Here is a 12,535-nt window from a genome sequence, read left to right as displayed (position 1 = left end):
GTGAATGGGAAGAATCCAGTAATACATCCTGTGTAAATACCGATGGGCTATCTATTGTTTAAATACCCTAAGGAAGAGGGAACATAAACCGTATGAAAAAATATAGGGAGGCGCTTGAATGAAAGCCATCATCATCAATCAATATGGAGATAAAGAAGTATTACAGGAAAAAGAAGTCGATAAGCCCGTGATCGGGGACCATCAAATACTGCTCGAAAATCATGCTACATCCATCAACCCCATCGATTGGAAGGTGAGGGCAGGCTATTTAAAAGAGATGCTGGACTTTGAATTCCCCATCATCCTGGGATGGGATGCAGCGGGAGTGATCGCTGAAAAAGGGAAAAATGTAAAAGGATTCGAAGTAGGTGATCGTGTATTTGCAAGACCGGCTACGACAAGGGAAGGTACTTATGCTGAGTATGTGGCAGTAGATGAAGAACTGCTTGCCAAAATGCCAGAAAGCATGAGCTTTGAAGAAGCGGCTGCGATTCCCCTGGCCGGATTGACAGCCTGGCAGTGCTTAGTCGGCTTCGGTGAAATCAAAGAAGGCGATAAGGTGCTGATCCACGCAGGATCCGGCGGAGTAGGGAATTTTGCAATTCAGATTGCGAAAAGCTTCGGAGCGCATGTCGCCACAACTGCAAGCGGAAAAAATGAGGAGTTCGTCCGATCATTGGGAGCCGATCAATTCATCAATTATAAAGAAGAAGACTTCAGTGAAGTGTTACAAGGCTTCGACCTGGTGGTGGATACCATGGGCGGAGAGGTTCAATCGAACAGCTATAAAGTCCTCAAGGAAAATGGAAAGCTCGTATCGATTGCAGAGCCCCCGAAAGAGGAGGAAGCAGCTAAGTACGGCGTGAAAGCCGAATTCCTTTGGCTTGATCCTAAAGGTGAGCAGCTCTCAAAGCTTGCCGGCCTTTACGAATCCGGTCAATTAAAGCCCGTGATCGGAGAAACATTCGAACTGAGTGAACAAGGGTTAAAAGACGCTCACGCACTCAGTGAAACGCACCACGCAAAAGGGAAAATCGTGATTAAAGTGAAATAATTATAGGAGGGACGGACCTTTGGAACAAAGGTCCGTCCCTCTATTTATGTTCAAGAATCCCCGCCACCCGTCGTGACCGAAACAGCTGCAACGGTTGCTATCATTGTCGCCTGCTGTGCCTGGATGAGCGTTTCAATTGCCGTGGATAAACTGACTTGCATCACAGCGTTGTTTTCGATCTTATCACTGATGAGCATGTTCACGGCCATCATCAGGTTGATGTCTTTATGCCACTTGAAAGCCTTGCTCGAGTTCAATTCTTCCCACACATCCTTCACCTGGTTCACCAGGGCAAGATCTTCGTCCACGAATGAAAGCAGTGCGATTTGAGGATAGAACATGGCTTTCGGTTTGATGCCCACTTGCTTAAACGTGTCATACAAGTGAGTGCAGCGTTGAGCCAGCTCATCTTGAGACCATTCAGAGTGAAGGGATAGGATATGGCTCATACTTTGCAGATCATTTCCTTTCCTAAATCCTGCTGAGTTCAGTTGATGATAGAACCCCTCAATTTTTTCTATCAGGGCATCTTGATTTCCTTCCCGTTGGGAGAGGAGCAAGGCAAAGGGGTAATCACTGTGTCCTGTTAAAAAAAAGTGTTGATCCCTCATTTTTTTATACACTTCCATACCGTACGCAGCGAAATCCTGTTTCCTATCTCCATCAAAAAGCATCGTCATAGCCGCGATATAGGAGAACGATCCCCTTGAAAATCCAGCACCGATCAAGGAATCATATAAAGAGAGAAACTCATGGAACCGAGATGGATAGTCATCAAAACGTGTATCGAGCATGGCCGCAAAAGTGAAGCGGATTTCATGCTTTAACGTCGAAAAGGCTCCCACGTTATTCTTAATATAGTCACTGATTTCCATAAATCGATCGATGTGAAAGGGACGTTTATTCGTTACATACAACGAAGCCACCATCATCAGTGATCGTGAATCGGATACTTTCCATCGTAAACGTTTCTTTAACTTCGAATAGATCTCTTGGTAGTCCTCAAGCTTGCTCATCACTTCTTCCATAAGTGTCCACATCCCCACATCCCTATTTATAATCCTTATTAGGAAATACGTATGAATGATTAAAAAGTTTCATTTGAATTATGTAAAGGACACTTGACGTAAAGCTTCCTTTACAATATCATGTGGAAATATAAGGAGGTAGCTCTCTTTGAAAAATAAATTGGTAGAATACCGAAAGACATTTGGATACTCACAGGAAAGATTAGCTGCGAGACTCGGAGTATCAAGACAAACCATTATTTCAATTGAAAAGGGGAAGTATGATCCTTCTTTGAATCTTGCTTTTCAGTTAGCGAGAGTATTTGAAGCGTCTATTGAAGAGATTTTTGTTTATGAAGAGAAAGAGGGGGAGAAATTGTGACGAAGAGTTATCTAATTATTGGTTGGATTATGGCACTCCAGACTGCTTTCTTGTTTTTCATCGGCATCTCAGCAGGGAAATTTCCGTACTACGCTCTTAATCCGCTGGCCTTGACCGTCATGAGCTTTTGCATGTATTATCTTTATCCACAGTTCAAGGAGAAGGATGAGCGGATGAAGATGATCAGGGAAAAGGGAATCTTTTACTCGTACTTTGCCATATTAGGTTTTTTCATCATCATCATGTCAACTCTCGGGATTGGCCTGATTGACCTAACTGCTATGAATCTAATGTACGTCATAACCAGCCTTACCATCATGTCCGTATTCATCTCCATGTTGATTATGGCAAAAGTATACTAAACAGTAGGGACGGACCTTTGGAACAAAGGTCCGTCCCTCTCTTCAATCCGTTCTTTTGTTGACTTCATAGGCGGCACGTATGGCTGATTCAATTGCCCCTTCCACCCAGCCGTGGAAAGGGGAGGTGTGTTCTCCGGCAAAGTGGATGCGGTGTTCCGGTAAGTACAGGGAATCGGAAAAGTCCGTAGCCTGGTTCGGGGCGAATAGGGTAAAGCATCCGGCAGAGAATTGGTTTTCCCCCCAACTGTAAGAGGCACCTTTTGAAAATTCTTTGTACACTTGATCTCCGTATATTTTATACAGTCCCTGAAGTGCTTCACGTATCCGCTCGTCTTCAGGCAAGCAGTTCCACAGATTGGCATTCTGTCCCCAGCTGTAACTCCCGAGCATGACACCGGGACCAGCGACCCCGATCCCATGGCTTGGACGGTACGTATATCGGATAGGAAGATCTGTTATGATATTGCCTATGTTGATGGTTTCCCAGAACTTCGATTTGAACTCCAACCCAATTTTCACAGATGAGACATAATTGAGCTCCCGTATCGCCTTCCATTTCTGAAAGGAGATGGATTCGTGGGGCTGGACATCAATGAATTGAAATACAGAATAAGGGACCGTCACGATGGTATAGTCCCCCAGAAAGCGGTGGTAACGGTTTGTCGTGCGATCTCTTGTGATGACCTCAACGCCGTCATCCTTCTGAACAATTCCATGGACCTTTTGGGAGTAGAAGATATTCTGATGAAGCTCCGGCAAGAAAGAGTAGGGAAGCTTATCGTTTCCACCATCTATTTCATAAAACTTTAATTTATCATTAAAGACCGTTCGGACAATATCAAGAAGAATATCAACGAATGATAGCTCGGGAAACCCTTCTATACCGAGGATGACCTTTACGATACGGATGGCTTCGGGAGAAAGGGACGTTCCGATTGGATTGAACCGCAAGAAAACATCGAAAGAATAATGATCAAACTTCAACCGTAACCGTTCCTGTTCCTCTGGGCTTGCTTTTTCGTACAAGTCTAAAAAAGGTTTGACGGCAGAGGATAATAATTCGATGGCTGTTTTGCCTTGTTCCTCAGGGGGGAAAGGGTACTTGAAGATACCTGGATTTGAGTTGTAGTTGGAATCTGTCGTTTGAACTCCATTTACGAGATATAGATCGCTCTTATTGATGAACTCATTGGTCGGTAAGTTGAATTTACGAATATATTCAAATACTAAATCATGGGTTTCTGGAAATCGCATGGCTCCTACATCCAGGTATTGGCCTTCTGAAAAAGGTTTTCTCAGCGTATAGACCCTTCCTCCAATCCGGTCACTTCCTTCAAGGATGGTAACGGAATGACCCGCCTTTTTCAATAAGGAACCTGCAACCAATCCCGCCATGCCAGCCCCGATGATGATTATGTTCTTTTGTTTTTGTGTAGGAGTCAATCCATTGTTAACGATTGAAACCATATCATCCGGATAAGAAAGATCACCATAATGATGATCATCAGCTCTATTTCCCAATTCGTTCTCCCCCTTAAGGCGAAGCTGCATTATCTATATATATGTTAGAGGGGAAGATGAATAGACGGGGAAGACGTAGTTCCAAATCTCTAATTTGTAAAAAATAAACAGGGACGGACCGTGAATCTAAAGGTACGTCCCTCTTCGCTATTCTTCATTATTATTTTCCAAAACGTATTTCAGCTTGGTCAGTTTATTGCTCCAGAACTGTTCGTAATAGGCTAACCAGTCCTTTAGTTCTGCGAGGGGTTCAGGCTGGAGGCGATAGATTTTTTCTCTGCCGATTTTTTCCCCTGAAACCAACTCGGCTTCTGTCAGGATGGCAAGATGCTTTGCAATGGCGGTCCGGCTCATGGGAAAGTGGGAAGTCAGAGCCGAAATCGGCATTTCTTTTTCCGAAAGAAGGCGAAGCACTTCCCGGCGGGTAGGGTCTGCGATCGCCTGGAATACGTCATGTTTAACCGCGGACACTTATTCCTCCACAACCTTCCGAAGGCGCTGGTCCACTATGCCGACCCAGCCGTTCTCCATACGTTCCCGTATAACGGAGCTTTTTTCGTTCGGTTTAGAAACAACCGCATCATCATGCTTCCAGCCACCATGAATCAGCGTGAACTCGGTTTGTGTCCCGACCTCTTTTAATAGAAATGTGACGAACCAGCCATCCGTATCCCAGGAAAAGGACAGCTTATGAGGAGCATCCACTTCCAATACCTTACAGGGAGACGGGCCGAAAGGGGACTGGATATGGAAGTCGTATCCCTCTTCTGGTTGAAAATCATTCGGCATGAACCATGTAGATATGCCTTCTGAAGTGGAGACCGTGTCCCATACCTTTTGAATGGGGGCATTGAAGAGGACGGTTTGGGTAATATCTTGAAGTTGATTGCTTTGATTTGATTTCATATTTCTCGCCTGCTTTCTGTGATTGAAAATAACACCAATTGGTTTCGTTTTAATGATATAACACCATATGGTTTCGTGTCAACGAAAAGAGGAAATAGGTGAAAGAGTGTAGAAGTAGTGTCTTGGTAAAGATTAGTATTAGCATAGGAGCTAATAATTATCGAATAGAATATAACCGGTCATAACCGTGCACAAATTGACAGGTGCACCGATTAGTTGAATGGTACATTAGGGTAGTGAGGAGAAGATCAGAAATGGAAATGCTTCATAGGATGAATGACTGCATTCAGTATATTGAGGAAAATCTTGAAGGGGATATCAAGATGGAGGAGCTTGCCGGGCTCTTCCTGAACTCGAAGTTTCACTTTCAACGGCTGTTTTCACTAGTCACAGGCTGCACTGTAGCCGAGTACATCCGGAGAAGAAGGCTGACTCTTGCGGCTCAGGAACTGAATCAAGCGAATGTAAAGGTCATTGATGTCGCTTTCAGGTATGGATACGAAACACCGGAATCCTTCTCGAAGGCGTTTCGTAAAGCTCACGGTGTTTCTCCATCCCAGGTGAGGGAATCAGGAACTCCTTTAAAAGCATTCCCGCGTATCTCCTTCCAAATCCAATTAAAAGGGGAAGTTGAAATGAATTATAGAATCGTTGAAAAAGAAGCCTTTCAGGTGATTGGAAAAGGGAAAAGAGTCTCAACCCATAATGGCCAAAACTTGAAGGAGATTCCGACATTTTGGGATGAGGTGAATACTTCCGGCCTGGACAGTGAGATTTGCGAGGCTGCGGGTCATGATGAAATGCTCGGAATCTGCATGGAGTTCGATGATCAGAATGAAGAGTTTACCTATTTTATCGGAGCAGAAAAGAAGTCTGACACTCATCCCCCGCTGGAGGTTAAGGAGATACCAGGTTCCACATGGGCAGTATTTGAATCGGTCGGCCCAATGCCTGACGCGATCCAGGGTGTGTGGAAACGGATTTTCTCTGAATGGTTCCCGTCTACAGGGTATGAGCATGGAGATGCACCTGAATTTGAATTATATCCTCCGGGTAATCCGAATGACGAGGATTACAGGTGCGAGGTCTGGGTTCCCGTTATGAAGAAATAAGGTCATGCTTAAAAAAAGAAGAAGCACCTGAATCGATCCAGGTGCTTCTTCTTTTAATTGGCATCTTTATACCGGTAGCGATATTGAATGTTTGCTGTACGTTCATCTGTATCAATGGTAAATCGATTCCACAGGCTGTTGTCCCTAGTGGTTTCACTTTGAGGGAGGAAGGGGATCGTTTGATTGGCGCCAATGGACATTGTACCCGTTTCAATGGTGTCCATTACATTCCCCGAAGAATCATAAAATGCAATCTGAACTTGGACCAGCAGGTCACGGTCCTCAAAGTTCCTCATGAATACGAGGTTGGAATAATCGGATCCCCTGCAGGATGAGGAGTTTGAGTAGCATATCTGCTGGGACAACGAAAGCGTCATCCCGATCGGCTGATCGGTTTGAGAATCCATATCGCTTAAAGCCTTATCCGCACGTTTCATGGCCGTAGCGTAGGTGGACTTTTCTGCGACGGGCAGGACGAAAATGAAAATCATCATCATGGTCAGGCATAAAAGGCTTATGACAATGAAAATGGGAGAGCTCTGCAGGATTGATTGCAAAAATGGTGTTCGTGAAAAGAATCCCATCAGGATGACGATCAACATAATTATTCCCAATAATAATCCGCAAACCATCAACATGATCTTGATTTCCGATCCGGTTGGAAGGAGGGGGAAGCCATATTCCTCCAAGTAATGAAGGTTTACGATCACGGTCACGGAAAAGATTACCGCCCAAATTCCAGCACTGATTAAAGCGTATCGCAAGAGCACCCTGTAATGCCTGTGATGGTCCATCAGGGCAAACATATAGATGAGAAACGGTATGGTGGCAATGGGGATGATCAGGAATGCCATCATGCTTCATTCCTTTCTTCTGGACTTTCGATATAAAGGTCTCTATTTGTAATCGAGATGGTTTCATTCTGGATGGGAGCCCCTTCATCACCTGTATATGTCACCTCGTGAGGCGGAGAAATGATTTCATACATTTCTTCAAATCTGTCAGGATTGGATTCCCATTTGCTGAACAAATAAAAATAATAGTCATGCCAGAAGTTATACACCTTCCATTTCATCATCTTCCATGTAAGGACAGCGAAATAGAGGACTTTTGCAGGCGAGATCAGTTTTTTGATTTGAGCTGAAGGCATTTTGGCCAATTGACGGAATACCGTGAAACATTCATGCAACTGTTTCATGACTCCAAGAATGGTTGTTTTGTCCACCTCCTCATTCATGAAGTTCCTGTAAAGGACTTTATTGTGCTGGGTTGATTCCTCGTCATACGTTTTCAGTTCGTTCAGAACGTTATAGCAGGAAAGCATGTCGCTCTGTGAACGGCTGGGGACTGCAAAGAGATCAAGAAAATCAAGGAATGCCTGTCGATCTTTGTCTTTCGCCTTTTTCCTAAAGAACACCGAACAGATGGTATCCAATCTCTTATATTGCTGTTCTCTTTCTTTAAATGCCTCAAACTCCCCTTTGTCCGTCGTAACGGTCATCCCCCTGGATGTGTGAATGATAATACGGGCATGTGACCCGTTGTCCTTCTTGAGGAGTTGAATGATCCGATCATCTAAATGATGGACAATATTTTCTGAAACATCCTGATGATCTTCCACTGCATATTTAGAAATTCTCTCCTGTAGTACATCGATTACTGTCAAACTGGTCACCTCTGATATTTTCATGGTATGTATCTACGGATGAAGACCCTGTACGTTTCATTGACCGTATAAGTGAGGAGAAATTTCCTATACAGAGAGTGTGCATCCTGTTTTTACCTATACCCGTCTAGTTCAAAAGACATTCCTTTTTCAGGGAAATAACAGGTGGTGGTTCGGATTTTTTTCTTTGCCTCCTTTTTTTGATACACTGATTTAGTTGCTAAATTGTTCATCAATGGAGGATATAATGTCAAATCGAAATAAAGGCATATTACTATTATTATTATCAGCGTTTGGTTTCTCCTTGATGGCTGCATTTGTCAAGTTATCGGGGGATGTGCCGACGATCCAGAAAACCTTCTTCCGGAATATCGTTTCTGCATTCATTGCATTCGGTTTTGTCCGGTACCATAAGGAACGACTATTCGGAAAAAAAGAAAATCAAAAACTTCTTTTACTGCGTTCGAGCTTAGGGGCTGTCGGGATCGTGCTCTTCTTTTATGCGATCGATCATCTTGTGCTGTCCGATGCCGATATGCTGAACAAGCTGAGCCCGTTTTTGACCATCATTTTTTCGGCTCTATTCTTGAAGGAACGGACGCGCGTCTTTCAGGTGGTGGCGATCATCATTGCGTTCATCGGGACATTGTTCATCATTAAACCGGCTTTTTCTTTTGATGTCATCCCATACGTTGCAGGGGTGTTTTCCGCTATTTTTGCAGCAGGTGCGTACACGGTCCTCCGGGTGCTCGGGAGCAGGGAGAAGTTTTACACAGTCGTCTTTTACTTTTCCTTCTTTACGACCGTCGTGCTGTTGCCGTTTGTCATCGGATTTTATGAACCGATGACCGCTAAACAGTGGGTCTACCTGTTATCCGCAGGTGTCTTTGCGACAGTCGGTCAGTTCGGGATCACGATTGCGTACAAGTTTGCGCCGGCGAGAGAGATTTCAATCTTCTTCTATTCGACGGTTGTATACTCTGCTCTTATTAGCATCTTCCTGTTCGGACAGATTCCTGACGTATACAGCATCATTGGGTACATTGTGATTTTCGGAGCATCATTGTATATGTTCTTGAAAAATAATGAAGCCGGTAAAAAACAAGCAGCATGAATGAAGTATATATACGGTTGAAAGTTTCATTTTACAAATCTAAAAAACCTATCCACCTTGTGATGGATAGGTCAGACTGTAGACAAACCCCACCTTCACTTTAACCGAAGGTGGGGTTTTCTGATATTTTAAAAGATTTTTCTCCTGTTTCTAGGCTGGACATGGCCCTCGCCATGTCCAGTTTGCCAACTTCTTAAGATTCATGGCAGCGAATGTAAGCATCGCCTGCATTGAAACTTTTTTAAGACCTCTTAAGGTCGTCCAACGCATGCCATGCTTTTCTTTTGCGTCCGCAAAGACCCGTTCGATCGTTTCTTTGCGTTTCGCATATAGAGTTTTATTAAGTTCTGTATGTCTCAAATGTTCTACTTCATCTATGTAATCCTGCCACACATGTCGATGAATCATCTTGGTGTGATTCTTACTTTGTGTACAACGTTCTAACAGAGGACAGTCTTTACATTCCAAAGGATTTGAAGCGTATTGTTTGTACCCGTCTCTTGTGGTAGTACGGTAAGGTAAAATTTGTCCTTCGGGACAAAGATAGGAGTCAAAATATTCATCGTAAACGTATTCGTATTTCCTAAGATATCCGTCTTTCGTTCTCGGCCGTGTATAAGGCATAACGGGTCTGATTTCTTGGTCCATGAGGAATTTAGCGATGTGGGGTGTTTTATATCCTGCATCAACAGCGACAGAACTGGGCTTACCGACTTTATCCGTGACTTGAGTGACGAGCTTGTCCAACATCCGACTATCGTGAACATTTCCTCCCGTGACAAGAGATCCTAAGATAAAACCCCGGGAGTCGCTTGCCGTATGAAAAGAATACGCAAACAGCTTTTCGCGCTCATCTTTTACGTAATACCCACTTTCAGGGTCTGTCGTGCTGACCTTTATTTCTTTTGACTCTTCTTTATTCTGTGGGGGGAAGGGCTTTTTTCCGTGTTCCTCTCGGTCAATGTTGATCTCTTTATCCAGCTGATCCTGATACGTTCTAGTTTCGACTCGGGCTATTTTCTTTTCGAATTTCTTCTTATTCGCATTCGCTTTTACATGAGTAGAATCTATAAACGCAACGGATGGATCCACCAATCCTTTGGTCATCGCTTCTTTCAAAATGCGGTAGAAAATTTGTTCAAAGAGATCCGTATCGTGGAAGCGCCTAACGTAGTTTTTACCGAAGGTTGAAAAGTGAGGGATTTTCTCTTTGAACGAATACCCAATAAACCATCGATAAGCAACGTTGGTTTCGATTTCTTTGATGGTTTGACGCATGGAGCGTATGCCAAAGAGGTATTGGGTAAAGACCATTTTAATGAGAACAACGGGATCAATACCAGGCCGCCCATTGTCTAAACAATATTTATCTTCTACTAAGTCATAAATAAATTCAAAATCAATCGCTTGTTCAACTTTCCTAACTAGATGATCCTCAGGAACAAGTTCATCTAGCGCAACCATTTCAATTTGATTTCTTCCTTCTTTAGTGTGTTTTGATAACATTTTTATCCCCCACAAAAGCTTTATTCCTTTCTATTATACAAAAAAAGCTTGTAGACTTGGTCTAATTCTTAGACTTTGTCTACAAGCTGACCTATCCACCTTGTGATGGATAGGTTTCGCAACATAAAAAAAGCGTGCCTGGTTCTTACCGGGCACGCTTCTTTCCTATCCCATCCGATAAACCCAATCACACTCCCCGATCATCGACTCATCATGGGTGACCATGATGGTGGCGATATTCCTTTCCTTCGTTTCTTTTACCAATAATTCCACAACGGATTTTCCCCGTTCCCGGTCAAGGCTTGCTGTGGGTTCATCGGCAAGGATCAGCTTCGGTTCATTCATGAGGGCACGGGCGATGGCGACCCGTTGCTGTTCGCCTCCGGAGAGTTGTTCAGGATAATGAGCTTTCCGTTCTTTAAGTCCAAGGTGAGACAATAATTCCAATGCCCGTTCCTGCAGGTGGTCCTTATGCTTGGTAAGCTTCCCTACGAGTAACAGTTGTTCTTCCACTGTTAAGAAAGGAACCAGGTTCGATTGTTGGAAGATGAAGCCGATTTCCTTCAGGCGAAGAGCCGTTTGTTCTTTTCCGGTCATGTCATGAACATTCCTTCCGTTTAGAGTCACCTCACCACTTGTGGGGCTGGTCAACGCCCCGATGATGGAAAGGAGAGTGCTTTTCCCCGAACCGGACGGACCAAGTATCGCACCGAACTCCCCACTATTGACTTTCATGCAAATATGATCAAGTACCGTGAGACGTTCATGTCCCTGTTTGTATGTCTTCGTAACTCCGTTTAATTCTAAAATGGATGTCATCTTATTTCACCCCTCCGATTGCTTCTAATGGGTCTACTTTCATAATGCTCCTAAAGGACAGGAGTGAACCGATCCATGCCATGACCAAAATCAATCCGCTGTTTAACAGGATCATGCCAGAGGATAATTCAAACGGGACGCCTCCTGGAATGAGTTGTGTCAATCCGTACGTAAGGGTATTGCCTGCCAGGATCCCAAGTGCGGCAAGAATGGATATCTGAAGAAACAGGGCTCGTAGAAGAATGCCTGCCTTTGCTCCGATCGCTTTCAGTACACCGTATTGATGAAGCTTTTGCAAGGTCATGACATAGAAGAACGTTGCCAGGACAACCGCCGAAATGATGAGCAGAAAGATGACCATCATCTTTAAAGAGCCCTGTTCCGCCGAATAACCCGGTACGTTTGACAGAATATCCTCTTTTGGTGCTGCTTCCAGTTTGGAAGGAATGTCCACTCCACCCTTATTGGTGAAAAGGAGTGCCTGATACGTAAGATCATCTCCATGGAGATCTTTCCACGTTTCCATCGAGGTGAACATGGCCGGGGTATGGCCGTAGCTGAAACGTTTTTTTGTAAAACCCTTAATGATCCATGTTTTCCCTTGGTACGTGAAAGAGTCTCCGGACTGATATCCTTCTTTTAGTAAGCCAGGATCCGCAAGTACCTCGTAAGGGGCGAGTTTCACACTTTCTTCTGCGTCCGGCATGAAAGTGCTGGTTGGATCTAAGGCAAAGAGGCTGATATTCACGGCTTCCCCTTCATGAGTAATTTCGACCATCTTCAATGCCAGTGGAGAGCCTCCTTTTACGGTGGATCTATCAGCAGTCGTCATATTTGATCGCTCAAGCTGATGCGAGTCGCTTTTTTCAACAATATATGTTTCTGCAGACAAATGTTTAATAGCAGAGGCATTATCAACGGATAAGCCGTTGGCAAGCCCGGATATTGACAAGACGAGACTTGTGATCAGTGTGATGATGCCTGTGATCAATAAGAACTTCATTTTGGCATAGCGGATTTCTTTCCATGCTAGAAACAAAAAAATCACCTTCCCTTTCATAACTTCCCTTTCATGATAAAAGGGAA

At 44.0% G+C, this 12,535-nt stretch carries 14 protein-coding genes; 5 read left to right on the top strand and 9 right to left on the bottom strand.

Annotation, left to right across the window (positions count from 1 at the left end; translation table 11 throughout):
• The first annotated feature begins 118 nt into the window (after positions 1 to 118).
• Positions 119 to 1,054: an NADP-dependent oxidoreductase gene (locus N5C46_RS08685; RefSeq protein ID WP_261751703.1), complete on the top strand. Its 936-nt coding sequence runs from the start codon at positions 119 to 121 to the stop codon at positions 1,052 to 1,054.
• A gap of 50 nt (positions 1,055 to 1,104) precedes the next feature.
• On the opposite strand, the gene N5C46_RS08680 is transcribed toward N5C46_RS08685, so the two are convergent.
• Positions 1,105 to 2,082: a DUF4003 domain-containing protein gene (locus N5C46_RS08680; protein ID WP_261751702.1), complete on the bottom strand. Its 978-nt coding sequence runs from the start codon at positions 2,080 to 2,082 to the stop codon at positions 1,105 to 1,107.
• A 148-nt stretch (positions 2,083 to 2,230) separates the two neighbouring features.
• On the opposite strand from N5C46_RS08680, the gene N5C46_RS08675 reads away from it, so the two are divergent.
• Both N5C46_RS08675 and N5C46_RS08670 read left to right on the top strand, forming a co-directional pair.
• Positions 2,231 to 2,443 (top strand): helix-turn-helix transcriptional regulator, encoded by a 213-nt coding sequence (locus tag N5C46_RS08675; RefSeq protein WP_261751700.1) that lies wholly within the window; start codon positions 2,231 to 2,233, stop codon positions 2,441 to 2,443.
• On the top strand, positions 2,440 to 2,805 hold the full coding sequence (locus tag N5C46_RS08670) for a permease (RefSeq protein ID WP_261751699.1): 366 nt from the start codon (positions 2,440 to 2,442) through the stop codon (positions 2,803 to 2,805). The genes N5C46_RS08675 and N5C46_RS08670 overlap by 4 nt, the downstream gene beginning before the upstream one ends.
• A 42-nt stretch (positions 2,806 to 2,847) precedes the next feature.
• On the opposite strand, the gene N5C46_RS08665 is transcribed toward N5C46_RS08670, so the two are convergent.
• From N5C46_RS08665 to N5C46_RS08655, 3 genes are all read right to left on the bottom strand, one after another.
• Positions 2,848 to 4,326, bottom strand: coding sequence for a flavin monoamine oxidase family protein (locus N5C46_RS08665; protein WP_261751698.1), 1,479 nt, complete (start codon positions 4,324 to 4,326; stop codon positions 2,848 to 2,850).
• 147 nt (positions 4,327 to 4,473) lie between these two features.
• A complete protein-coding gene (locus N5C46_RS08660) occupies positions 4,474 to 4,797 on the bottom strand; it encodes an ArsR/SmtB family transcription factor (protein ID WP_261751697.1) in 324 nt (107 codons plus the stop codon).
• The gene (locus N5C46_RS08655) at positions 4,798 to 5,232 is read right to left on the bottom strand and encodes an SRPBCC family protein (protein ID WP_261751696.1); all 435 of its coding nucleotides are present in this window, start codon (positions 5,230 to 5,232) and stop codon (positions 4,798 to 4,800) included.
• 254 nt (positions 5,233 to 5,486) lie between these two features.
• Here N5C46_RS08655 and N5C46_RS08650 point away from each other — a divergent pair, with 254 nt between their 5' ends.
• The gene (locus N5C46_RS08650; protein WP_261751695.1) at positions 5,487 to 6,344 is read left to right on the top strand and encodes an AraC family transcriptional regulator; all 858 of its coding nucleotides are present in this window, start codon (positions 5,487 to 5,489) and stop codon (positions 6,342 to 6,344) included.
• Positions 6,345 to 6,397: 53 nt separating this feature from the next.
• Here N5C46_RS08650 and N5C46_RS08645 read toward each other — a convergent pair whose 3' ends face one another.
• Together N5C46_RS08645 and N5C46_RS08640 are read right to left on the bottom strand one after the other, a co-directional pair.
• The gene (locus N5C46_RS08645) at positions 6,398 to 7,198 is read right to left on the bottom strand and encodes a hypothetical protein (protein WP_261751694.1); all 801 of its coding nucleotides are present in this window, start codon (positions 7,196 to 7,198) and stop codon (positions 6,398 to 6,400) included.
• The gene (locus N5C46_RS08640) at positions 7,198 to 8,010 is read right to left on the bottom strand and encodes a hypothetical protein (protein WP_261751693.1); all 813 of its coding nucleotides are present in this window, start codon (positions 8,008 to 8,010) and stop codon (positions 7,198 to 7,200) included. The genes N5C46_RS08645 and N5C46_RS08640 overlap by 1 nt, the downstream gene beginning before the upstream one ends.
• Before the next feature lie 247 nt (positions 8,011 to 8,257).
• On the opposite strand from N5C46_RS08640, the gene N5C46_RS08635 reads away from it, so the two are divergent.
• A complete protein-coding gene (locus N5C46_RS08635) occupies positions 8,258 to 9,124 on the top strand; it encodes a DMT family transporter (protein WP_261751692.1) in 867 nt (288 codons plus the stop codon).
• A 150-nt stretch (positions 9,125 to 9,274) separates the two neighbouring features.
• Here N5C46_RS08635 and N5C46_RS08630 read toward each other — a convergent pair whose 3' ends face one another.
• The 3 genes from N5C46_RS08630 to N5C46_RS08620 all read right to left on the bottom strand — a co-directional run bounded on the left by N5C46_RS08630 (position 9,275) and on the right by N5C46_RS08620 (position 12,488).
• A complete protein-coding gene (locus N5C46_RS08630; protein ID WP_261748840.1) occupies positions 9,275 to 10,630 on the bottom strand; it encodes an IS1182 family transposase in 1,356 nt (451 codons plus the stop codon).
• A gap of 165 nt (positions 10,631 to 10,795) precedes the next feature.
• Positions 10,796 to 11,449, bottom strand: coding sequence for an ABC transporter ATP-binding protein (locus N5C46_RS08625; RefSeq protein ID WP_261751691.1), 654 nt, complete (start codon positions 11,447 to 11,449; stop codon positions 10,796 to 10,798).
• A 1-nt stretch (position 11,450) separates the two neighbouring features.
• Complete coding sequence (locus N5C46_RS08620) at positions 11,451 to 12,488, bottom strand: ABC transporter permease (protein ID WP_261751690.1); 1,038 nt, start codon at positions 12,486 to 12,488, stop codon at positions 11,451 to 11,453.
• Between the last annotated feature and the right edge of the window lie 47 nt (positions 12,489 to 12,535).

The organism is Rossellomorea vietnamensis, from assembly GCF_025398035.1.
Taxonomy (GTDB): domain Bacteria; phylum Bacillota; class Bacilli; order Bacillales; family Bacillaceae_B; genus Rossellomorea; species Rossellomorea vietnamensis_B.
The sequence above is the reverse complement of the archived record's forward strand: the minus strand, read 5'-3'. Positions and strand labels throughout refer to the sequence as shown.